Annotated in this window: 17 protein-coding genes; 3 read left to right on the top strand and 14 right to left on the bottom strand. The window is 70.6% G+C overall.

Annotated elements, in window-relative coordinates:
• The first annotated feature begins 213 nt into the window (after positions 1 to 213).
• Positions 214 to 2,424 carry a catalase/peroxidase HPI gene (gene katG / locus AC2YHJ_RS15160; protein ID WP_487396916.1) on the top strand — a complete coding sequence of 737 codons (2,211 nt, stop codon included), beginning with the start codon at positions 214 to 216 and terminating at the stop codon, positions 2,422 to 2,424.
• Between the two features lie 57 nt (positions 2,425 to 2,481).
• Here the strand turns inward: katG and AC2YHJ_RS15155 are convergent, their stop codons facing one another.
• Genes AC2YHJ_RS15155 through AC2YHJ_RS15135 form a run of 5 tightly spaced genes read right to left on the bottom strand, consistent with a single transcriptional unit; the run spans position 2,482 to position 8,189 of the window.
• A complete protein-coding gene (locus tag AC2YHJ_RS15155; RefSeq protein WP_487396915.1) occupies positions 2,482 to 3,384 on the bottom strand; it encodes a hypothetical protein in 903 nt (300 codons plus the stop codon).
• Positions 3,381 to 4,382 carry an MlaD family protein gene (locus tag AC2YHJ_RS15150; protein ID WP_487396914.1) on the bottom strand — a complete coding sequence of 334 codons (1,002 nt, stop codon included), beginning with the start codon at positions 4,380 to 4,382 and terminating at the stop codon, positions 3,381 to 3,383. The genes AC2YHJ_RS15155 and AC2YHJ_RS15150 overlap by 4 nt, the downstream gene beginning before the upstream one ends.
• Positions 4,379 to 5,083 (bottom strand): ATP-binding cassette domain-containing protein, encoded by a 705-nt coding sequence (locus tag AC2YHJ_RS15145; RefSeq protein ID WP_487396913.1) that lies wholly within the window; start codon positions 5,081 to 5,083, stop codon positions 4,379 to 4,381. The genes AC2YHJ_RS15150 and AC2YHJ_RS15145 overlap by 4 nt, the downstream gene beginning before the upstream one ends.
• The gene (locus AC2YHJ_RS15140; RefSeq protein WP_487396912.1) at positions 5,080 to 5,883 is read right to left on the bottom strand and encodes an MlaE family ABC transporter permease; all 804 of its coding nucleotides are present in this window, start codon (positions 5,881 to 5,883) and stop codon (positions 5,080 to 5,082) included. The genes AC2YHJ_RS15145 and AC2YHJ_RS15140 overlap by 4 nt, the downstream gene beginning before the upstream one ends.
• On the bottom strand, positions 5,880 to 8,189 hold the full coding sequence (locus AC2YHJ_RS15135; RefSeq protein WP_487396911.1) for a cache domain-containing protein: 2,310 nt from the start codon (positions 8,187 to 8,189) through the stop codon (positions 5,880 to 5,882). Before AC2YHJ_RS15135 ends, AC2YHJ_RS15140 begins: the two co-directional genes overlap by 4 nt.
• A gap of 306 nt (positions 8,190 to 8,495) precedes the next feature.
• Between AC2YHJ_RS15135 and AC2YHJ_RS15130 the strand changes: the two genes are divergently transcribed.
• Positions 8,496 to 10,091, top strand: coding sequence for an aspartate:alanine exchanger family transporter (locus AC2YHJ_RS15130; RefSeq protein WP_487396910.1), 1,596 nt, complete (start codon positions 8,496 to 8,498; stop codon positions 10,089 to 10,091).
• Between the two features lie 10 nt (positions 10,092 to 10,101).
• Here AC2YHJ_RS15130 and AC2YHJ_RS15125 read toward each other — a convergent pair whose 3' ends face one another.
• From AC2YHJ_RS15125 to AC2YHJ_RS15090, 8 genes are all read right to left on the bottom strand, one after another.
• Positions 10,102 to 11,166, bottom strand: coding sequence for an ABC transporter ATP-binding protein (locus tag AC2YHJ_RS15125; protein WP_487396909.1), 1,065 nt, complete (start codon positions 11,164 to 11,166; stop codon positions 10,102 to 10,104).
• On the bottom strand, positions 11,163 to 13,373 hold the full coding sequence (locus AC2YHJ_RS15120) for an ABC transporter permease (protein ID WP_487396908.1): 2,211 nt from the start codon (positions 13,371 to 13,373) through the stop codon (positions 11,163 to 11,165). The genes AC2YHJ_RS15125 and AC2YHJ_RS15120 overlap by 4 nt, the downstream gene beginning before the upstream one ends.
• Positions 13,370 to 14,389 carry an ABC transporter substrate-binding protein gene (locus AC2YHJ_RS15115; RefSeq protein ID WP_487396907.1) on the bottom strand — a complete coding sequence of 340 codons (1,020 nt, stop codon included), beginning with the start codon at positions 14,387 to 14,389 and terminating at the stop codon, positions 13,370 to 13,372. Before AC2YHJ_RS15115 ends, AC2YHJ_RS15120 begins: the two co-directional genes overlap by 4 nt.
• A gap of 10 nt (positions 14,390 to 14,399) precedes the next feature.
• Positions 14,400 to 15,416 carry an ABC transporter substrate-binding protein gene (locus tag AC2YHJ_RS15110; protein WP_487396906.1) on the bottom strand — a complete coding sequence of 339 codons (1,017 nt, stop codon included), beginning with the start codon at positions 15,414 to 15,416 and terminating at the stop codon, positions 14,400 to 14,402.
• Between the two features lie 29 nt (positions 15,417 to 15,445).
• Positions 15,446 to 16,480 (bottom strand): ABC transporter substrate-binding protein, encoded by a 1,035-nt coding sequence (locus AC2YHJ_RS15105; protein WP_487396905.1) that lies wholly within the window; start codon positions 16,478 to 16,480, stop codon positions 15,446 to 15,448.
• Between the two features lie 200 nt (positions 16,481 to 16,680).
• The gene (locus AC2YHJ_RS15100) at positions 16,681 to 18,054 is read right to left on the bottom strand and encodes an MmgE/PrpD family protein (protein ID WP_487396904.1); all 1,374 of its coding nucleotides are present in this window, start codon (positions 18,052 to 18,054) and stop codon (positions 16,681 to 16,683) included.
• The gene (locus tag AC2YHJ_RS15095; protein ID WP_487396903.1) at positions 18,051 to 19,016 is read right to left on the bottom strand and encodes a Bug family tripartite tricarboxylate transporter substrate binding protein; all 966 of its coding nucleotides are present in this window, start codon (positions 19,014 to 19,016) and stop codon (positions 18,051 to 18,053) included. Before AC2YHJ_RS15095 ends, AC2YHJ_RS15100 begins: the two co-directional genes overlap by 4 nt.
• Positions 19,017 to 19,104: 88 nt before the next feature.
• Entirely contained in the window at positions 19,105 to 20,178 is a 1,074-nt protein-coding gene (locus AC2YHJ_RS15090) for a Bug family tripartite tricarboxylate transporter substrate binding protein (protein ID WP_487396902.1), read from the bottom strand.
• Positions 20,179 to 20,266: 88 nt separating this feature from the next.
• On the opposite strand from AC2YHJ_RS15090, the gene AC2YHJ_RS15085 reads away from it, so the two are divergent.
• Positions 20,267 to 21,040 (top strand): SDR family NAD(P)-dependent oxidoreductase, encoded by a 774-nt coding sequence (locus tag AC2YHJ_RS15085; protein ID WP_487396901.1) that lies wholly within the window; start codon positions 20,267 to 20,269, stop codon positions 21,038 to 21,040.
• 22 nt (positions 21,041 to 21,062) lie between these two features.
• On the opposite strand, the gene AC2YHJ_RS15080 is transcribed toward AC2YHJ_RS15085, so the two are convergent.
• A complete protein-coding gene (locus tag AC2YHJ_RS15080) occupies positions 21,063 to 21,500 on the bottom strand; it encodes a nuclear transport factor 2 family protein (protein WP_487396900.1) in 438 nt (145 codons plus the stop codon).
• Between the last annotated feature and the right edge of the window lie 22 nt (positions 21,501 to 21,522).

Below are 21,522 nucleotides of genomic sequence, written 5' to 3'. Positions count from 1 at the left end.
GCGTTGCGCATGGACCACGCGGCCCGGGGAGCAACGGCACACCTGTAGCCTGGCGACGAAAGCCGGCACGACTTCGCCGGCAACCGGAACGACCGTGCGGCGGGCCGCGCGGCCTGTCCGGAACGTCCGCCGTGCATGGAGGCCGTCTTCCAGGACCGTCGCGGTCTTTGCGCGCGAACCAGGTCATCAACGCAGTCACGATCGGAGAGAAACATGGACGGAAACAAGGGACCGAGCGCCGGCATGTGCCCGGTGGCGCATGGCAAGCCGACGGCGGCGCGCTTCACGACCCGGTCGAACCGCGACTGGTGGCCGAATTCGCTGAACCTGCGCATCCTCAGCCAGCAATCGGCCAAGTCCGATCCGATGGGTGCGGGCTTCAACTACGCCACGGAATTCAAGAAGCTCGACCTCGCGGCGCTGAAGAAGGACATCATCGCGCTGATGACGGTCTCGCAGGATTGGTGGCCTGCGGATTACGGCCACTACGGCCCGCTCTTCATCCGCATGGCCTGGCATGCCGCGGGCACCTACCGCACGGCTGACGGACGCGGCGGCGCGTCCAACGGCGCGCATCGCTTCGCGCCGGAGAATTCCTGGCCGGACAATGCGAACCTCGACAAGGCGCGCCGGCTTCTGTGGCCGATCAAGCAGAAATACGGCAACAGGATTTCCTGGGCCGACCTGTTCATCCTGACCGGCAACTGCGCGATCGAATCCATGGGGCTCAAGCCCTTCGGCTTCGGCGGTGGCCGCGAGGACATCTGGGAGCCGGAGGAAGACGTCTACTGGGGTGCCGAGACGACCTGGCTCGGCGACGTGCGCTACAGCGGTGACCGCCAGTTGGAGAACCCGCTCGCCGCGGTGCAGATGGGCCTCATCTACGTCAACCCGGAAGGGCCGAACGGCAATCCGGACCCGGTCGCCTCGGGCCGCGACGTCCGCGAGACCTTCGCGCGCATGGCGATGAACGATGAGGAGACGCTGGCGCTGACCGCCGGCGGGCACACCTTCGGCAAGTGCCACGGCGCCGGCGATGCGACGCTGGTGGGACGTGAGCCGGAAGCAGCGCCGATGGAACAGATGGGCCTTGGCTGGAAGAGCACCTTCAAGTCCGGCAAGGGCGTGGACGCCATCACCAGCGGCATCGAGGGCGCGTGGACGCCGACGCCGACCAAGTGGGACAATTCCTACTTCGACATGCTGCTCGGCTACGACTGGGAACTGACGAAGAGCCCCGCCGGTGCGCATCAGTGGAAGCCGAAGGATCCCGCCGCGCAGACGCTGGTGCCGGACGCGCATGACCCGACGAAGCGCCACCCGCCGATGATGACCACGGCGGACATGGCGATGAAGATGGATCCGGAATACCGGAAGATCGCCGAGCGCTTCCACAAGAACCCGGACCAGTTCGCCGACGCCTTCGCCCGCGCCTGGTTCAAGCTGACCCATCGCGACATGGGGCCGAAGGCGCGCTACCTCGGGCCCGACGTGCCGAAGGAAGACCTGATCTGGCAGGACCCGGTCCCGCCGGTGACGCACAAGCTGGTGGATGAGGCGGACATCGCCGCGCTGAAGGCGAAGATCCTCGGCTCCGGCCTGTCGGTCTCGCAGCTCGTCTCCACCGCCTGGGCCTCGGCCTCGACCTATCGCGGATCCGATCGTCGCGGCGGGGCGAATGGCGCGCGCATCCGCCTCGCACCCCAGAAGGACTGGGAGGCGAACCAGCCCGCGCAGCTCGCAACCGTGCTGGCCAAGCTCGAAGGCATCCAGAAGGACTTCAACGCTTCGGCTTCGGGCGGCAAGCAGGTCTCGCTCGCCGACCTGATCGTGCTCGGCGGCGGCGCGGCGATCGAGGCGGCGGCGAAGGCCGCCGGCCACGACCTGATGGTGCCCTTCAAGCCGGGCCGGACCGATGCGTCGCAGGACCAGACCGACGCGGCATCCTTCGCGCCGCTGGAGCCGGAGGCGGATGGGTTCCGCAACTACCGCAAGGCTCGCTACACGGTCTCGGCCGAGGAGCAGCTGGTCGACAAGGCGCAACTGCTGACGCTGACCGCACCCGAGATGACGGTGCTGGTCGGTGGGCTGCGCGTGCTCGGCGCCAATCACGGCGGGTCGCCGCATGGCGTCTTCACCAAGCAGCCGGGCAAGCTGACGAACGACTTCTTCGTCAACCTGCTCGACATGGGCACCGCCTGGGCGCCGACCGACGAGACGGCGGAGGAGTTCCAGGGCCGCGACCGCGCCACCGGCACGGTGAAGTGGACGGGCACGCGGGTCGACCTGATCTTCGGGTCGAACTCGCAGCTTCGCGCGCTGTCCGAAGTCTACGGCCAGGCCGACAACCAGGTGAAGTTCGTAAAGGACTTCGTTTCGGCCTGGACGAAGGTGATGAACGCGGATCGCTTCGACCTCGCCTGAGGTCGATGCGGCACCCGGGCGCGGCTGGAAGCAGGCCGCGCCCGGGATGCGCCTTCCCTAACCGCCCGATTCGCGCGCCGCTAGGGCGCGCAGTTCGGTCCGCGCGGCCTCCACCACCTCGGCCTGTCGCGCGCGACCGCCTTCCGCCTGCGCCGCCAGCAGCCAGCGCCGGGCCTGCGCGCCCTCCCCGCGCTGCGCGGCGCCACGTCCCGCCCGCAGCCACAGATCGGCCGCGGCAGCGCGGTCCCCGGCCATGCTCGCCGCCTCGGCCTGGATCGCCAGCGCGCGGCTGACGCCGCGGTAATCGAGCGCATCCCGCCGCGCATCCGCCGCCGTCGCCGCCGCATCGCGCGCGCCTGCTGCATCCCCCGCCGCGAGCGCGGCCAGCGCCGCGAGTTCACCGGCATCCGCCCGGAACGCCGCTTCCTCGGGTGCACCGAGCGCGGTCCGCGCCGTCGCGAGGCCGGGAGCATCGCCGCGCTCGGCGGCGACGAGCCCGCGCAGGAAGACCGCCCGCCGATACGCCGCCTGGTCGTCGCCGGCCGTCTCGGCAGCCCGCACGGCGGCGGCATCTGCGCCAGCAAGGTCGCCGAGGCGATGCAGGGCGATGGCTTCGGCAAGGGTCAGCGAGGCGGGCACCGGCAGGTTGCGCCGCGACAGTTCCCGGCCGGCGGTCCGCGCCGCGGCCAGGGCTTCGCGTGCGCGGCCGCGTGCCAGTTCGGCAGCCGCGAGGCCGGTCGCGGCATCGGCGATCGCCTCCGCATCGTCCCGCTCCCGCGCGCGCGCCAAGCCCTGCTCGTAGAGCCGCGCAGCCTCCGTCGGCCGTTCCAGTTCCAGTGCGAGGCGCCCGGCGCGGGTCAGGCGCGACAGCGCCTCATCCTGCGGTGCCGCGGGCGTGTTGGCGGAACCGCCGCAGGCCTGGAGCGCGAGTGCGGCCAGGAGCATCATCAGGCGCGTCACGGGCGCAGCCGTTCCGAGGACGGGCGGCGCGGTTCCGCCGGGGGTGGCCCGCCGCCGCCCAGCAGCCACATGCCGCGCAGCTGGGTCAGCAGCAATTCCAGCTCGCGCGTCGTCTGCTGCGTCTGCGTCAGAAGCGCCGGCAGGTTGGCGGTGCCTTCCTCGACATTGCGCATGGTCTGCGGCAGGCGCGGCGTGGCGCGCGAGATATCGCGCGTCGTTTGCTGGAGATTCGCGAGTGTCTGGTCCACGCGCCGGATCAGCGCGGGGATGCCCGAACTGCCCGATCCCGCCTCGCTGACCAATCGGTTCGCCTGTTCGGCGACGGCATCCAGGCGTTCCACCAGGCGCCCGATGTTGCGGATGATGTTCGCGACATCGGTCGCGGCACCTTCCGCCGTGCGGGCGAGGCCGTCCTCCATCAGCAACCGGCCGATCGATCCTTCGCCGCGTTCGACCCGCTCGACCAGCGTCGCGACGGAATGCGCGGTGCGCTGCAGGTCGTCCAGCAGGGGGAAGACGCGCTGCTGGACTTCGTCCAGCACGGCGCCGACGGTTTCGGTGGGCGCGCGCTCGCTGGTCGCCTCGATCACCGCGAAGGACCAGTCGAGTGGTTGCCCGCTGCCCCGCAGGACATCGAGATAGGCCGCGCCCGCAACGCCGAAGCGGCGGCGGATGACGGCGGCGGAATCGCGACGGATGAAGGGGCGAGCCTGCTCCTCGACATCGATCTCGGCGACCATCCGCTGGTCCTGCTCGAAGACGATGCGGCGCACCGTGCCGGCCTTGGTGCCGAGCACCTCCATCTCCGATCCGACCGACAGGCCGGAGACACCCTGCGCCGGCAACAGCACGCGCAGTGTCGTGGTGGTGCGCATCCAGTCGCGCAGCACGCCCGCCTGCAGCACGGCGACGAGGAAGGCGGCGACGGCGACCAGCACCAGCAGCCCGACCCACTCATCGGCGTTGCGCAGGCCGAAGCGGCGCGGGTTCGGGGTCATGAGCGGCCCCGCCCGCGGCGCAGGCCGAGATCGGTCAGTTCCAGGCGCTGGCTGGCCGGCAGGCCGGCATCCGTCCACACCGAAGGCGAGGTCGTCATCCACAGGCAGGCCGCACCGCGTGCGCGCGCGGCGGCGATGGCGTCGCGCAGCGGCGCGGCGATCTCCGGCGCACGCCCCTGGGCGAGCGGATTCTCGAGCAGCAGCAGCATCGGTTCCCCAAGAAAGGCGCGCACGCAGCCGGCGCGCGCGAGGTCGGTCCCCGACATCGCAGCCGGTCGCCCGAGCGGCAAGCCGGGCAGGCCGAAGGCGTGGGCCAGCGTCGCGGCGCGTTCGCGCAAATCCTCCGCCGCGGTGCGCGTGTGGTGCAGCAACGGCAGCAGGATGTTGTCGGCGAGAGAAAGATGCGGCAGCCAGCCGCCATCGTGGAAGACGCGCCCGATGCGCCCGCGCAGCGCATCGGCGATGTCGTGCGGCTGCCGCGCCCAGTCGCGTCCCAGGAAGGCGACGCGGCCCTGTGCCGGCGCGCCGACCCCGCTCGCAAGGTCGGCGCAGCGCGCCGCACGGCCGGGATCGGGGGCGAGGACCAGCGCGAGTTCCCCCGGCGCGAGGCGCAGGTCGAACAACAGCCCGTCCTCCGGATCCTCGAGGTCGAGTGCGGCTTCCATCAGCAGTACGGGGGGCGTTTCCGTGGCGCCGCTCACACCGCGAGGCTCAGCAGGCCGGAGGTGAGCAGCACGGCGAGCACGCCGCGCAGGAAGCCACGCGGCAGCAGCGTGGCCGGACTGTCCCCGCGCCGCGCCGACAGCCCCGTCAGCACCGAGCAGAGCGCGACCAGCATGCCGATCGCGACGAGCTTGCCGGGGAAGATCGCGAAGTCGCTCGGCCCCATCGCGCGCAGCACGGCATCGAGGAAGCCGGGCAGGGACAGCCGCACCACGCCGAGCAGGCTGCCCGCGACGAAGCCGGTCAGCAGCGCCGTCAGCACGAACAGCACGCCGAGCGTGAAGCCCGCCACCGCGAAGGCCAGCACCCGCGGCAGCACGAGCAGGCGGAACGGATCGAGCCCCATGCCCTGCAGCGCGCGCACCTGTCCGCCGGCCTGCAACGCGCCGAGCTCGACGATGGCGACCATGCCGCTGCGCCCGAGCAACACGAAGCCGACCAGGATCGGCGCGACCTCGCGCACCAGCACCGTCACCAGGATAGGGCCGACCAGCCCTTCCTGCCCCGCCTGGCCGAGCCAGTAGATCGCCTGGTAGACCAGCGCGAGGCCGACCAGCGCGCCGGTCACCGCGATGGTGGGGAAGCCTTCCCCGGCCGCCGTGCCGAGCACGCGACGGAACTCGGCGCGCACCGGGCGCCGCCAGGCATCGGGCCGTGCCGCTTCGCGCAGGGTGCCGAAGGCAAGGGCAGCCATCATCAGCAGGAAGCCGGCCCGTCGCCGCACCGGGGCGCCGATCCGCGCGAGCCAGGAGGGGCGTTCGGCGACGGTCCCGCTCATGCCTGCCCCGCGAGGATGAAGGAGCGCATCTCGCCGACACGCGGCAGGTAGAAAGCGCCGCGCGGACGGAACATGAAGCCGCGGCGCAGCGCGTCGTAGAGCGGCTCGCTCGCCTGGATGCCGCCAGTCGGCGCGGTGCTGGCAAGGTGTCCCGCCGTGCGCACCGCATCGCCCCAGAGGTTGAAGAAGCGCGGGCCCCGCCCGACGCTGCCGCCGATCGCGACGCCGAGGTCGAGCCCGATGCGGAAGGCGGGTGGCTGGTGCGCTTCCTCGAACAGCGCCTGGCAACGGTCGCGCAGGTCGAGCGCGGCGGCGGCGATGCGCTGCGCGGCACCTGCGCCCGCTTCCTGCGGCGTGAAGCCGGCCGCGGCGACCATTTCCTCCCCGGCGAGGCGGGCATAGGGGAGACCATGCGCGGTCGCGACCTCCTGCAACAGGCAGGCGATGGTGTCGGCCACCGGGATGCCGGGCGTGGAGACACGTGCCAGCGCCACCGGGTCGGTGAAGTGCAGCGCGAGCACCGCGACGCCGGGCAGCACCTCGGCGGCCAGCCCTTCGGCTGCCATGGGTAGCAGGGCGCCGTCGGCGAGCACGGCGCGCGCCGGTTCGCTGCCGGCACCCGGCGCCTCGGCCATCGGCGCGGCGGCTGCCGGCCGGCCGGCCATGCGCAGCACCACCATGTTGGCCACGGCGCGGGCGAAATCGGCCGCCGCCGGCGTGTCCTCGCGAACATCCTCCAGCAGCACGGCGCCGGCCGTCGCGTCCCCGATGCGCACCGGGACGGCGAGCAGTGCGCGGCTGCCGAAGCCCTGCATCCAGGACCGGTGCAGTTCCGCCGTCGTCGGATCCCGCGCGGCATCCGGCGCGTCGATCGTGTCGCCGGAGGCAATGCGGCGGAACAGTGCGGGCATCTCGCGCCGGTGCAGCTCGATGCCGGCGACATGGCCGTTCGCCTCGCGGTCGTAGCAATCCACGCAGCGCAGCGCCTGGCCGCCCGGCAGCAGGCGCCAGATGCTGGCGCGCCGCGCGGTGGTGACATTCGCCAGCGCATCGGACAGCGCACGCGACGCAGTGTCGCTGTCCGGGTCGAACAGCCCGGCGGTGGCGGCAAGCTGGGCGAAGGCGCGGCTCTGCGCCTCCAGCGCGCGGGAGCGTTCGAGCACCTGCTGCGCCGTGCGGTCGGCCCGCAGCCCCTGGCGCACCAGCAGCAGCCCGAGCAGCGCGGCCAGCGCCACCACGGCGAGCGACATCGCCAGCACCTGCCGGTTGTTGGCGCTGACAAAGCCGGTGAAGTCCGATTCCGGCGCGGTGATCAGCACACGCCAGCCGCGCCCGGCGGCCGGCAGGCTGTTGGCGACGAGGATGTGGCGCACGCCGTCCACTTCCTCCACGCGCCGCAGGTCGGGCTGGAGGCGCAGATGGTCGTAGGCGCGGGTGAGGACCGGGTCGCCCAGTTCGTCGAGCCGCACATGGCGCAGCGTGCCGCCTTCGTCGCGCAGCACGCGGGTGGGGTCGGGATGCGCGACCAGGCGGCCTTCCGCATCGAGGATCATCGCCCGCCCGCTGCGCCCGATCCGCAGGCCGGACAGGAAGCGCGACAGCGCGACCAGGTCGATGTCGAGCCCGATCGCGCCGGCCGGCCCGTTCCACGCGGTGGGCAGGGACACGGTCAGCCCCGGCGCGCGCGCGGTGAAGAAGACATAGACATCGGTCCAGGCGAGGCCGTTCGCGGCCAGCGCGTCGCGATACCAGGGCCGCGTGCGCGGGTCGAAGCTGTCGGACGGATCCTCGGTCGTGCCCGTCACCGCTCCGGCCGCGTCACGTCGTACGAAGGTGACGCGGCGTGCGCCTGGTGCGTTGAGGATCGTTTTCGTCTCGGTGCCGCCATCCGGCAGGCGGCGGACGAAGAGGTAGTTGCCCTCGGCATCGCCCGCGCCGGCGAGCGCGACCTGCGGCAGCACCTGCAGCACCGAGCTGGCGCCGCGTTCGAAGACGAGGCGGCCCGGCTCGGTCGCGATGGGCAGGGCGGAGACGTCGCGCGCGATCCGCGCGGCGCGATCGACCGGGCCGAGAAAGGCATTCACCTCCTGCTCGACACGCTGGCCGAGCGTCTGCAGCAGGTCGGCCGACAGGTCCACCGCGCCGCGCTGGCTGGCCGTGTGGGCATAGACGGCGATGCCGAGGATGGCGGCGGCGATCACCGCGACGCCGGCGATCGGCACCACGATGCGCAGGACCCGGCGGCGCACACGCCGCCGCCCCGCCGCCGCATCGAAGGTCACGTCCAGCTCTGCCTGGTCGGCCAAACGGTTGGTCCTGTCGCCGTTGGTGGTCGTGCCGCCGTTGGATACCCGGCAGGTTACAGGCCTGTCCGGCCCGGCCTCAAGTTCAGGCGGCATACCGGACACGGCTGCGCAACGACCTGCCCGGAAAATCCGCTTGCGGCGACACGGACCGCCATAGGACGCTTGGCGAGTGCTCCGCCGGCATGCGTCCGGAAGCCCGGCGAATTGAGGGAGGCTGTGCTGCCGCATGCAGCCGAACCGGGCATCTGACGCGGAGTTGCGTCACCCCCCACGCCGCCGGCCGCCGCACCAGGAGACGCCAGCCCCATGATGACCTTCATCAGCGACCTGCTGGGGGCGCAGCCCATCCTCTCGCTTTTTCTCGCGATCGGGCTCGGCTACGCGGTCGGGCAGATCACCATCCTCGGCTTCTCGCTCGGTATCGGGGCGGTGCTCTTCGTCGGGCTGTTCATCGGCGGCATCGCGCCCAAGGCGGCCATCGCCGGGCCGATCGGGCTGATCGGGCTGATCATGTTCCTCTACGGCATCGGCATCCTCTACGGGCGCCAGTTCTTCGAAGGGCTGCGCGGCCCGGGACGGGTGTACAACCTGCTCGCCTTCGTCGCGGTGGGGGCGGGGCTGCTGGTGGCGCTGCTGCTCGGCTGGGTCTTCGGGCTGCGGCTTGGCCACACGCTCGGCCTGTTCGCGGGGTCGATGACCAGCACGGCGACGCTGCAGGCGGCACTCGACGTGACCGGGAACAACGAACCGTCGATCGGCTATTCCGTCGCCTATCCCTTCGGCGTGATCGGGCCGATCCTCTGCTTCTACTTCCTGACGCGGCGGGTGAAGCCGGTCTTCCCGCCAAAGCCCGCGCGCTTCCACATGGGCGAGATCACCATCGAGCAGCTGCCCGAGGGCGACGGCACTCTCGGCAAAGTGATGGCGCTGCTGCCCGAAGGCGTGCAGGTCGCCACGGTGCGGCAGGACCATCACAACCGCCTGCCGGATCCGACGCTGCAATTGCGCGTAGGCGATGCGCTGATGATCGCCGCCGACCGTGCCGAGGCGATCGCCGAGACCGCCGCGCTGCTCGGCCGGCTCGATCCGGGGCGGATCGCGAAGGATCGCGCCGACCTGTCCTATCAGCGCTACTTCGTGTCCAAGGCGTCGCTCACCGGCCGGCCGCTGGACCAACTGCCCATGCCCGCGGGCACCGAGATCCGCATCCTGCATGTCCGCCGCTATGACGTGGACCTGGTGCCTTCCCCGGACCTGATGCTGGAGATCGGCGATCGCGTCGGCGTGCTGGTGCCCGCCGATGAGGTGGCGGTGGCGCGGGCGCATTTCGGCGATGCGCTGAAATCCGCGGCCGAATTCTCCTATGTCTCGGTCGGCTTCGGCATGGTGCTCGGCGTGCTGCTCGGCCTGGTGCCGATCCCGATCCCGGGGGTGGGCACGGTGACGCTGGGGATCGGTGGTGGGCCGCTGATCGTGGCGTTGATCCTCGGGCGGCTGCGGCGCACCGGTCCGATCGCCTGGGTCATGCCGCTGCCGGCGAACATCGTGCTGCGCAATTTCGGCCTGACGCTGTTCCTGGCGAGCGTGGGCATCAATTCGGGGCAGGCCTTCGTGACGACCGTCGCATCCCAGGGGCCGTTGCTGCTGGTCATCGGGGCGATCGTGCTGCTGACCACCGTCGCGATCGTGCTTGGCGTCGGGTACTACGTGCTGAAGCTGCCCTATGACGACCTGCTCGGCGTTGCATCGGGCGCGACGGGCAACCCGGCCATCCTCGTCTACGCCACCCGCATGGCGCCGACCGAACGGCCGGATATCGGCTACGCCATGATCTTTCCCTCGGCGACGATCGTGAAGGTCATCGCCGTGCAGATCATCGGCCTGATCGCGCTGGGGGGGTGAGTGGACCCGTTCACGCCCGGACCAGCACCACCCCTTCGGTGTCGAGGGTGAGGCCGATCGGATCGCCCTGGCGCAGCCGCGCCGCGCCGCGCGGCCCGATCGCGAAAAGTTCCCCCATGGCGGTGCCGAACAGGCATTCGGCGTGCGATCCCATGTAGATTGCCCGCGTCACGGTCGCGGGGATCGACGTTTCCCCCGCCGCGGCCAGGCGGATCGCCTCCGGCCGGATCACCACATCGACAGGCCCCGAGCCGAGGCCACGCGCGGGCAGGTCGACCGCCAGCCCGCCGATCGACACGCGGGCAACGTCATCGGCGACGGATTCGATCACGCCCTGCACGCGGTTGGCTTCCCCCATGAAGGTCGCGACGAAGACGGAGTTCGGCCGCGTATAGAGCTCCTCGGGCGTGCCGGCCTGCGCGATCTCGGCGTTGCGCATCACCACGATGCGGTCGGACACCGCGAGTGCCTCCGACTGGTCGTGCGTCACATAGACGACGGTCAGGCCGAGGCGCTGCTGCAGGGCGCGGATCTCCTCCCGCATGCTGCGCCGCAGCCGGGCATCGAGGTTGGAGAGCGGTTCGTCGAACAGCAGCACATCGGGTTCGAGGACGAGCGCGCGCGCGACAGCCACGCGCTGCTGCTGGCCGCCCGACATCTCCGACGGCAGGCGCGTGCCGAAGCCCTTCAACCCCACCGTTTCCAGCGCCGCTTCCGCCTTCACATGCGCATCGCGCTTGCGCATACCGGAGGAAACGAGACCATAGGCGACGTTGTCCAGCACAGTCATATGCGGGAACAGCGCGTAGGACTGGAACACCATGGAGACGTTGCGCGCCCCGGCCGGCAGCAGCGTCACATCCCGCCCGCCAATGAACAGGCGGCCCTCGGTCGATTGCTCCAACCCCGCGATCATGCGCAGCAGCGTCGTCTTGCCGCAGCCGGAAGGGCCGAGCAGCGTGACGAGCGTGCCGCCTTCGATCGTCAGGTCGAGCGGCTTGACCGCCTGGACCTCGCCATAGCGCTTGCCGATGCCTTCGAGGCGCACTTCCGCGCCGGTGCGTTGGTGCGTCATGTCCGGCCTCCGACCGGGATAGCGGGCCGGGCGGCCTGCCGGCGGCCGAGGCGGCGGCTGCCGACGAGAAGGTTGATCAGGCCGATCGCGCTCATCATCAGCACGATCAGCACCGCGCAATAGGCAATGGCGAGGCCATAGTCGCCGTTGATCACACGGTTGATGATGAAGACCGTCGCCATTTCGTACTGCGCGGAGACGAGGAAGATGACGGCCGAGACCGTCGTCATCGCGCGCACGAAGGAATAGACCAGCGCGGTGACGATGGCGGGCTTGAGCAACGGCAGCACCACCGTGCGCAACGCCCGGAAGGTCGAGGCGCGCAGCGTCACCGCGGCCTCGTCCAGCGACTTGTCGAGCTGGCTCATCGCCGCGACGCCCGACCGCACGCCGACCGGCAGGTTGCGGAACACGAAGCAGATCACGAGGATCATCGCGGTGCCCGTGATCTCCACCGGCGGCAGGTTGTAGGTCAGGATATAGGCGACGCCGATCACCGTGCCCGGCACCGCGAAGGTCAGCATCAGCGCGAATTCCAGCGCGGTGCGCCCGGCGAAGCGCTGGCGCGTCAGCACCCAGGCGGCGAGCAGCCCCACGCTTGCCGTGATCGGCGCCGCGATGGCCGCGAGCTGGATGGTGGTGAACAGCGAATGCCACGCGCCGCCTGAGAAGATCAGCCCGCCCGACGGCGCCCATTCCAGGGCGAAGGCGCGCTGGAAGTGGCTGAGCGTCGGCGTCCAGTCGCGGCCCCAGACGCGCACGAAGGCGCCGGCCAGCGCCATGGTGTAGACCACGATGGTCAGCACCGCCCAGGGAATGGCGACCGCGAAGGCCACCGCCTTGACGCGGCGGGGCAGGGGCTGCGGCAGGCCGACATCGCCCTTGCCGGTCATCGAGACGTAGGACCGCGTGCCGACCACCGCACGCTGCACGATGAAGGCGATCAGCGCCACCGTCAGCATCACCGCGGCGAGCACCGCCGCACGCCCGAAATCCTGCTGGGCGCCGACCACCGCGAAGAAGATCTCGGTGGAGAGCACGCCGAAGGAGCCGCCGAGCACGATGGGGTTGCCGAAATCGGCAAGGCTTTCAACAAAGGCGACGAGCCAGGCATTCGCCAGCCCCGGCAGCATCAGCGGCAGTGTCACCGACGAGAAGGTGCGCATATGAGATGCGCGCAGCGTCTGCGACGCTTCTTCCATGGTGGGGGAAATGCCTTCGACCACGCCAATCAGCACCAGGAAGGCGATCGGCGTGAAGGAGAAGACCTGGGCGAGGAACACCCCGCTGAAGCCATAGATCCAGCGGCCGAGCTGCAACCCGAAGAACGCCTCGGCCAATTGGTTCACGACGCCCGAGCGGCCGAAGATAAGGATCAGGCCAAGGCCGATGACGAAGGGCGGGGTGATGATCGGCAGCACGGTCAGCAGCCGCAGGCCGCGCCGCATCGGGAAACCCGTGCGCGTGACGATCAGCGCGAAGCACAGGCCGAGCATCGTCGTCGCCGTGGCGGTGCAGGTGGCGAGCAGCAGCGTGTTCCAGAACACGCCGCAACTGACATTCCCGGTGACGCAGGCCAGCCCCCAGATCTTGCGGTCCACCAACCGGTCCGCGAAGGCGGCGGCGACGCCGAGATCCCCGCGCGGCGTGAACATCTGCGACAGCACCGTCAGCACCGGCCAGGCGGTGAACAGCAGGATCGAGGCGGTGAGGACGCCGACCGCCCCGGAGACGAAGCGATCCCCGCGGAACAACCCGCGCATCGCGAGCCCGTCCGTCAGCAGGATGACGAAGGCGAAGAAGGCGACCGCACCGCCGAGGCCCATGCCGAACTGGCGGTCCTCCAACTCCCCGAACAGCGAGGTCAGCCAGGCGTAGGACCAGCCCTGCACGCCGATGGCGACGCCCTGCACCGCAATGGCCAGCACACCGAAGGCGCCGCCCCAGACCAGGAAGCGCGCGCGCGTGGCCGCACTGCCGGCCGGCAGCGCGCCGGGCAGCGTGACGACCAGTGCCGCGACCACCGGCCAGAACCAGAAGCGGCCCTGCGCCATCGCTTGCCACAGGGCGGAGGCGGCCTCTGTATCCTCCTGTCCGAAGCCGAACAGTGCGGCGAGCGTCAGCCCATCCTGCTGCATGTGCCAGGGCAGGATGAGCGTCGCGATCGCCGCGGCCGACCAGGCGAGCAGGGAGGAGGGACGCGTCATCGCGGCAGCGCGCCCACCTCGCGGTCCCAGCGCGCCAGCAGCCGCCGGCGCTCGGCGGAGGCGCCGAAGCGCGCATTGTCGTATTCGATGATGCGCGCGGTCGCCATGTTGGGCGCGCCGTCGGTCAGCGGCACGTTGCGGTTCGCCATGGTCTGCAGCTTGCGCGCCTCGCGGCTCGCGACGATCTGCGCCTCGGCGCTCAGCGCCCAGTTGTAGAAGCGCTGCGCGTTGGCCAGGTTGCGCGCGCCACGGATGATCGACATCGAGCCGATCTCATAGCCCGTGCCTTCGCAGGGGACGGCGTGGCCGACGGGGAAGCCGGCCGCCGCTTCCTCCGCGGCGTTATGGACGAAGGAGATGGACAGCGCCGTCTCCCCGCGCGCCACCGCCGTGATCGGCGCGGTGCCGGACCGCGGATAGGCGTTGATGCTGGCATGCAGGCGCTTCAGGTAGTCGAAGGCCGGCTCCTCCCCCATCATCTGCACCAGCGTCGCGATGACGATATAGGCGGTGCCCGAGGAATTCGGGTTCGCCATCTGGATCTCGCCCCGATAGGCCGGGTTCAGCAGATCCTGCCAGCAGCGCGGCGCGGGCAGATTGCGTCGCGCGATCAGTTCCGTGTTGAAGCCGAAGCCGAGGACGGAGGCATAGACGCCGACGGTGCGTCCTTCGGTCTGGCGCCACTGCGCCTGCGCCCAGTCGTACAGCTCCGCGATGCGCGGGCTTTCATACGCCTGGGTCAGCCCTTCCTCGCCGGCGGCGACATGCGGGTCGCCGGTGCCGCCCCACCACACGTCGCCGCGCGGGTTGCGCGCCTCGGCGCGAAGCTGCGCCAGCATCTCGCCGGTCGACTTCTGCGAAAGTACGACGCGGATGCCGCTCTCGCGCTCGAAGCCGCGGGCGATCGGCGTGCACCATTCGATCGTCGCGGAGCAGTAGAGGTTGAGCTGGCCCTGCGCGACGGCAGGAGTGGCAGCCGCCGCCGCGAAGGCGGTGGCGATGATGGGAAAGCGCATGTGGGTCATCTCAGCGAGGAAGCGACCCGATCTCGCGATCCCAGCGCGCGAGGATGCGGCGCCGCACCTCCGGGTCGCCGTATTTCGCGAAGTCGTAGTCGATGAGGCGGATCTGCGTCAGGTCCGGGATGCGCGGATGCGGTGCGGCACCCGGATGCGCGGGGACATGGAACTGGTTCGCCGTGATGCCGATGTCCATCGCCGCTGGCGTCAGGTACCAATCGACGAAGCGCCGCGCCTGGGTGAGGTTGCGCGCGCCGCGGATGATCGACAGGCAGGCGACCTCATAGGAGGTGCCCTCGCTCGGATAGACCATCTCGATCGGGAAGCCGGCATTCGCCATGGAGGCCGTCTCCATGTTGAAGCTGGCGGCGAGCGCCGTCTCCCCGCGCGCCACCGCCTGCATCGGCGCCGCGCCGGATCGCGTATAGGCGTTCACATTCGCATTCAGCCGCTTCAGGTATTCGAAGGCCCGGTCCTCGTCCCACAACTGCACCAGCCCCGCGATGATGGTGTAGGCGGTGCCGGAGGAATTCGGGTTCGGCAACTGCACCTCCCCGCGATAGGCGGGGCCGGCCAGGTCTTCCCAGCTACGGGGGACGGGCAGGTTGCGCCGCGCCATCACCTCGGTGTTGTAGGCGATGCCGATGGCGCCGGAGGAGACGCCGACGCAGCGTCCGCCGGAGGCCTGATGCGCGCGCTGCGCCCAGGGCTGCAGCTGGGCCATGTTCGGCGAAGTGTAGGCCTGTAGCAGGTCGCCGGCCGAGATGTGCGTCTCGGCCGAGGCGCCGAACCACACATCGGTGCGCGGATTGGCTGATTCGGCGCGGATCTGCGCCAGGATCTCGCCGGCCGACTTGCGAGCCATGTTCACGCGGATGCCGGTGTCGCGCTGGAAGCCGGCGGCGATCGCCTCGCACCAATCGGCCTGCGGGGCGCAAAGCATGTTCAGGCTGCCCTGCGCTGCGGCCGGCGCGGCGAGGGAGGCGAGCAGGGCGCCGGCGACGGCGAGGCGGCGGAGCATCATGGCAGGCTTCCTTGGCGGTCGTCGGTGGATCAGCGCGGCAGGCTGCCGACCTCGCGGTCCCAGCGTTCGATCAGGCGGCGGCGTTCCGCCGCACGGCCATACTTCGCGAAATCATAGTCGATCAGGCGGATGCGCGAGAGGTCCGGCGCATTGGGCGGCAAGGGCGCCTCGCGGTTCGAGGGCTGCTGCAACTGGCCGCCGGCCTCGAAGCCGAGCCGCTGCGCCGGGGCGGTCAACGCCCAGTCGTAGAAACGCCGCGCCTGGGTCAGGTTGCGCGCGCCGCGCAGGATCGACATGGAACCGATCTCGTAGCCGGTGCCCTCGCAGGGCGTGGCGTAGGAGACGGGGAAGCCGGCATTGCGCTCGACCACTGCGTCATGGACGAAGGAGATCGAGACGGCGGTCTCGCCACGCGCCACCGCCTTGATCGGGCCCGTGCCGGACCGCGCATAGGAATTGATGTTGGGATGCAGGCGGCGCAGATACTCGAAGGCCTGGTCCTCGCCCATCAACTGCACCAGCGTCGCGATGACGACATAGGCGGTGCCGGAGGAATTCGGGTTGGCGATCTGGATCTCGCCGCGGAAGCGTGGGTCGAGCAGGTCGGCCCAGCAGCCCGGCGCGGCGATGTTCTTGCGCGCCAACAATTCGGTGTTGAAGCCGAAGCCGACGGCGCCCGCATAGACGCCGATGGCGCGGCGGCCCGACTGTTCCCACTGGCGCAACGCCCAGTCATGCAGCTGCGTCCGGGCGGCGCTCTCATAGGCCTGGGTCAGGTTGTCCTCGGCGGCGGCGAGGTGCGGGTCGCCGGTGCCACCGAACCAGACATCGGCGCGGGGGTTCTGGCTCTCGGCGCGGATGGCGGCGAGCGTCTCACCCGAACCGCGCTGCGTCATGTTCACGCGGATGCCGGTGTCGCGCTGGAAGTTGGTGGCGATGGCCTGGCACCATTCCACCTGCACGGAACAATACAGGTTCAGCGTCCCCTGCGCCTTGGCGGGGGTGGCTGCGAAGGGCGCCATCGCGCAGGCGAGCGCGGCAAGAACGACGTGGCGAAACCTCATCTGACGTAGTCCCTTCGTCTTGCTTGGGTCGCGAGCACGGCACGGCACCGTCCGGGGCAGACCCCCGGCACCCTGCGACCTGACATGGAATTGAAAGAAAAATGTCATTATCGCTGGCGTTGGGCAAGCAAGCGCGGGGCCTGGCTCCGGCCGCCCGCCCCTGCTGCGCCTGCACAGCGCCCGCGTCGCGATGCTGGAATTCAGTCGCCCAGGCGATCGAACAGCGGCGCCACGTCCTCGATCGACTCGAGCCTGAGCAGATCCTCGATCGCCCGATCCGCCTGGGCCGCGCCCAGCACGCCGCGCACATTGGCGCGGAACTTGGCGACGATGTCCGCCTGCGGCAGCGGATTGGCGCGCGTGCCGCGCATGTCCTCGATGCTGTGGCTCACCACGCGTCCGTCGCGCAGCCGCACCGTCACCATGCCGCCGGAGCGCGTCGCCGTGGTGGTGGGATCATCCTCATACACGACCAGATCGGCGATGGCGTTGATGACGGGATCGCGCAACGCCGCCTCGTCATAGGCGTCCTTGTCCATGCGGCCGCGCACCAGCGCCTCCGCCACCGTGTGCTGCAGGCTGATCCTTCCGTGCCAGGTGGTGGCCGGGCGGCGCTTGTCGGCCACCGGCTCGCAGACCGTGGCGAAGGAACGCCGGCCGATCCGGCAGGTCACGCCCGCAATGTCCTCAGGCCGGATCGCGAGGCGTTCCCGCAGCATCAGCGCGCATTCGATATGCGGCATCATGGTGAAGGCGCAGGGATGCACCTTGGATGCGATGTTCAGCACCTGCCAGTCCTCGCCGAGGCCCTCGCACAGAGCGTCGAAGCGCAGATCGTCGCGCCCCTGCACATGGCTGCGGAACCAGCCGAAACGGCCATCGATGACGGTGCGCGGGCCGGAGATGCCGGCCTCCGCCAGTGCCATGGCGCGCATCGCCCCCGTCGCGGCCATGCCGACATGCATCATCTTGGTCGAGCTGCCATCCTCGAAGGAGGCGTTGATGCCTGCCGACAGGCTGCCCGCCGCGCCGATCGCATCGGCGGTCGTCGCCGCATCATGGCCGCGCAGCTTCGCCAGCGCATAGGCGCCGCCGAACACCCCGAACACCGCGGTCGGATGGAAGCCGAGCGTATGCAGACGCACCGGCGTGATGCGACCGAACCGGCAGGTCAGCTCGCTGCCGAGCAGCACGGCCTCGATCAGCGCGCGGCCGGGCAGACGGCGTCGTTGGCATTCCGGGAATGCGACGGAGACGACCGGTGCGGTCGGATGGATGAAGCTCTCGATATGGGTGTCGTCGAACTCCAGCACGGCGGTCATCACGCCATTCACGAAGGCCGCGGCCATGGGCGAGACATCCAGCGCATCGCCCAGGATCCGCGCGCCGGCACCGCCATCCAGAGCGATCGCGGCACGCCTCGCGGAGGCCACCAGCGGCAATGGACGCGCCGCCAGCATCACGCCCACGAGGTCGAGGATGCGCAGCTTCGTGCTCTCCACCACCTCGGCCGGAACATCGCGCAGCGAAAGCCCTGCCGCCCAATCCGCGACGCGTGCGCTCAGCCCCGTCATTCGCCGGTGATCCCGGCGCTGCGGATGATGGCGCCGAACTGGCGGCTGTCCTCGCGCAGATCCTCGGCGAGCTGCGTGGGCGAACGGTAGCTCGGCACGACGCCCACGCGCGCGAGGCGCTCGACGAAGGCCGGGTCGCGCAGCATCGCCTCGACATGGCCGGCGATCATATCCACCACCGTTGACGGCAGGCCCGGCGGGCCCATCAGCGCCTGCCAGCCGGATGTGCGGACATTGGGGAAGCCCTGCTCGGCCAGCGTCGGGATGTCGGGGAATTGGGGCAGGCGACGCTCGCCGACCGCCGCCAGGCCGCGCAGCCGGCCCTGCTGCACATGCTGGATCACCACCGTTTCGATCATGAAGTCCACATCGCCGCTCAGCATCGCCTGCACGCCGGGCGCGGAGCCGCGAAAGGGGATGTGCGTTGCCTCGAAGCCGGCCTCGCGCCGGAACATCTCGGTCATCACATGCACCGTCGAGCCGACGCCGGCAGAACCGTAGTTCAGCCTGCCGGGATTGGTCTTCCCATAGGCCACGAGCTCCGCCAGCGTCGCCACCGGCAGCGACGGGCGCGATGCGAGCAGGCGCTGGGATTCGCTAATATTGGCGATGGCGGTGAAGCCGGCGACCGGGTCGTAGCCGACATTCGCCATATGCGGCAGGATCGCGAAGATCGCATTGCCTGCGAGCAGCATGGTGGTGCCGTCCGGCGCCGCGCGGCTGACCATGCGCGCGGCGATCGCACCCCCCGCGCCGCCCTGGTTCTCCACCACCGCCGGCACGCCGAGGCGCTGCGACAACGATTCCCCGACCATGCGTCCGACCAGGTCGCCGGTGCCGCCGGGCGCATAGGCGACGATCAGGCGGATCGGCCGGTCGGGGAAGGCGGCGAGGGCGGGGGCCGCGAGCACCGCGGCGGCGCCCGTCAGCAGCAGGCGGCGCGTCATCCAGGCAGCGACCATTGATCCCTCCCGTCCCTCGTCCTGTGACGCTAACAGGCGTCGCGGCGGATCACGCCGGTCGCGGTGCGGTATTCCGCAATACGGAAGGCTACTGCTTCTCGACGCCCGCACGTTCGATGATCCGCGCCCAGAGCGCGATGTCGTCGCGCAGCAGTCGGCCCATCTCCCCGGGCGTATTCGCCAGCGGTTCGACGCCGAGGCCGATCAGGCGCGCATGGATGGCGGGCTCGGCCAGGATCGCCGCGACATGCCGGTTCAGCAGGTCGATGATCGGCCGCGGCGTGCGCGCCGGCGCGAACAGCGCGTTCCAGCCGGTGACGGCGTAGTCGGCGAGGCCGCCTTCCCGCAGTGTCGGCACATCCGGCAGCAGGGCGGATCGGCGCTCGCCGGTGCCGGCCACGGCGCGCAACTGCCCGCCTTCCAGCACGCCGCGCGCGGCAGCGAAGGATTCGAAGCCGATATCGGCATCGCCGCGCTGCACTGCCGTCAGCACCTCCGGCGTCGTGCGATACGGAACCACCGTGGCATCGAGCCCCGCCGCGACGCGCAGCCATTCCGCCGCAAGGTTCTGCGTGCTGCCCGGGCTGATGGTCGCCATCACCAATCGTCGCCCGCCACGCCCCGCCGCGAACAGATCGGCCGCGGTCCGGATGCGCGACCCGGCGGCCGTGAGCACGATGAGGTCGAAGCTCACCATGGCCGAGATCGGCGTGAAATCCGCGACGGGATCGTAGGGTAGGGAACGGAACAGCGAGCGGTTGATGGCGTTGCCGGTGCTCAGCACCATCAGCGTGTGGCCATCCGGTTCCGCGGAGGCGGCAGCGCGTGCCGCGACGCTGCCGCCCGCGCCGGGGCGGTTGTCCACCACCACCTGCTGGCCGAGCCGCCTGGCCAGTTGCTCGCCGACCAGGCGCACCGTCAGGTCGGCAAGGCCGCCGGCCCCGAAGCCAATGATGATGCGCAGCGGGCCGGACGGAAAACCCTGCGCCCGCGCCGCCCGTGGAAGCGATGCCGTCGCGGCGCCGAACAGCATGGCGCGGCGCGTCGGCGCGCCACCGGTTCCGCTGGCCGGAACGCGCGGCGGCGACAGTCGCGCTCTGCCATCGTCACGTCCCAGGATGGCGCCCTGCGGAACCGGGCGGCATTGCGATCGGCCGGACATGGCGGGAACCTCCGTGGTTGGTGATCGGCGAAGGCCGGCCTGCGGGCCTGGATGCGGTCCCGGCCTGCAGCAAGGGGAGTGCGAAGGCATGAGCGACCTGAAGAACGGCAACCTCGGCCCCTATGGCCTGGCCGGCCGCGTCGCGGTGGTGACCGGTGGCAGTAGCGGCATCGGCGCGGCCTCGGCGCAGCGGCTGGCTGAACTCGGGGCGACCATCGTGATCGGCTACAATGCCGGCCGCGACCGGGCGGAGGCGCTGGCGGCGCGGCTGCCCGGCAGCGGCCACCTGCCGCTGCATCTGCCGCTGACCGACAGCGCGGCGATCCGTGCCGCGGCCGCCGAGGTGGAGGCGCGCTTCGGCCGCGCCGACGTGCTGGTGAATTCCGCCGGCACCACGCGCGCTGTGCCGCATGCGGATCTCGAGGCGATGGATGACGACACTTTCGACCGCATCCTGATCACCAATGTGCGCGGGCCCTTCTCGGTGATTCGCGCCTTCGCGCCGCTGCTGCGGCGCAGCGGCGATGCGGTGGTGGTGAACATCTCCTCCCTCGCCGCGGTGACCGGCCAGGGCAGCAGCGTCGCCTATTGCGCCGCCAAGGCGGGGCTCGACACCATGGCGATGTCGCTGGCGCGGGTGCTCGGCCCCGAGATCCGCGTCATCGGCATTTCGCCCGCCGGGGTGGATACCGATTTTGTTCCCGGGCGAAGCCGCGAGGCCGTGCTGAAGCAGGCGGGCCTGTCGCCGCTCCGCACCGTCTGCCAGCCCGACGACGTCGCACTTGCCGTGGCGGCGGCCGTGACGCATCTGCGCCTGACGACGGGTTCCACCGTGCTGGTGGATGGCGGACGGCATCTGTGATCCGTCCCGCGCCCGCCCGCCCTCAGCCCGAGGTCGGCCGGCTGCCCTTGAACAGCGGCCGGGTGGTGCGGGAGGCATAGCGCCACCGTCCATCCGCGCCGCGCACGCATTCGTCGGTGACGGCGCCGATCAGGATGGGCGGCTCCGACATCAGCGGCGGCACGCCATCCTCGGCATAGAGGCACATGGTCCATTCCGCCGTCGCGTGGTTCTCGTCCCGCACGGTGACGTGGAAGTTGTGGATCAGGTGCCGCGCCACGCGATCGCCGCGCGACTGGCGCTCGGTGTAGAAGCCGCGGATCGCATCGTGGCCCGTGCGCGCCTTGTGGCTGGTGGTGTAGACGCCGTCCTCGGTGAAGAAGGTATGGGCGTTGCGGCCCCAGTTGGAATCCACGTCGTGCCAGAAGGCGATGTTGAGCACTTCGAGTTCCTGCCGGATCCGCAATTCGTCGATGGCCATCGTGTCGTCGTCCTGGTCTGCA

The sequence above is a fragment of the Roseomonas sp. SRI_022 genome (genome assembly GCF_057586215.1).
Note: the sequence above shows the minus strand (reverse complement) of the source record. Positions and strands in the feature narration are given on the sequence as shown.

Bases quoted from the DNA above. Each gene is read 5' to 3' on its own strand.
- AC2YHJ_RS15150 (WP_487396914.1), bottom strand. From the start codon at position 4,382: ATGACCCCGAACCCGCGCCGCTTCGGCCTGCGCAACGCCGATGAGTGG.
- AC2YHJ_RS15105 (WP_487396905.1), bottom strand. From the start codon at position 16,480: ATGAGGTTTCGCCACGTCGTTCTTGCCGCGCTCGCCTGCGCGATGGCG.
- AC2YHJ_RS15080 (WP_487396900.1), bottom strand. From the start codon at position 21,500: ATGGCCATCGACGAATTGCGGATCCGGCAGGAACTCGAAGTGCTCAAC.
- AC2YHJ_RS15110 (WP_487396906.1), bottom strand. From the start codon at position 15,416: ATGATGCTCCGCCGCCTCGCCGTCGCCGGCGCCCTGCTCGCCTCCCTC.
- katG (WP_487396916.1), top strand. From the start codon at position 214: ATGGACGGAAACAAGGGACCGAGCGCCGGCATGTGCCCGGTGGCGCAT.
- AC2YHJ_RS15125 (WP_487396909.1), bottom strand. From the start codon at position 11,166: ATGACGCACCAACGCACCGGCGCGGAAGTGCGCCTCGAAGGCATCGGC.
- AC2YHJ_RS15115 (WP_487396907.1), bottom strand. From the start codon at position 14,389: ATGCGCTTTCCCATCATCGCCACCGCCTTCGCGGCGGCGGCTGCCACT.
- AC2YHJ_RS15140 (WP_487396912.1), bottom strand. From the start codon at position 5,883: ATGAGCGGGACCGTCGCCGAACGCCCCTCCTGGCTCGCGCGGATCGGC.
- AC2YHJ_RS15100 (WP_487396904.1), bottom strand. From the start codon at position 18,054: ATGACGGGGCTGAGCGCACGCGTCGCGGATTGGGCGGCAGGGCTTTCG.
- AC2YHJ_RS15090 (WP_487396902.1), bottom strand. From the start codon at position 20,178: ATGTCCGGCCGATCGCAATGCCGCCCGGTTCCGCAGGGCGCCATCCTG.
- AC2YHJ_RS15130 (WP_487396910.1), top strand. From the start codon at position 8,496: ATGATGACCTTCATCAGCGACCTGCTGGGGGCGCAGCCCATCCTCTCG.
- AC2YHJ_RS15120 (WP_487396908.1), bottom strand. From the start codon at position 13,373: ATGACGCGTCCCTCCTCCCTGCTCGCCTGGTCGGCCGCGGCGATCGCG.
- AC2YHJ_RS15085 (WP_487396901.1), top strand. From the start codon at position 20,267: ATGAGCGACCTGAAGAACGGCAACCTCGGCCCCTATGGCCTGGCCGGC.
- AC2YHJ_RS15095 (WP_487396903.1), bottom strand. From the start codon at position 19,016: ATGGTCGCTGCCTGGATGACGCGCCGCCTGCTGCTGACGGGCGCCGCC.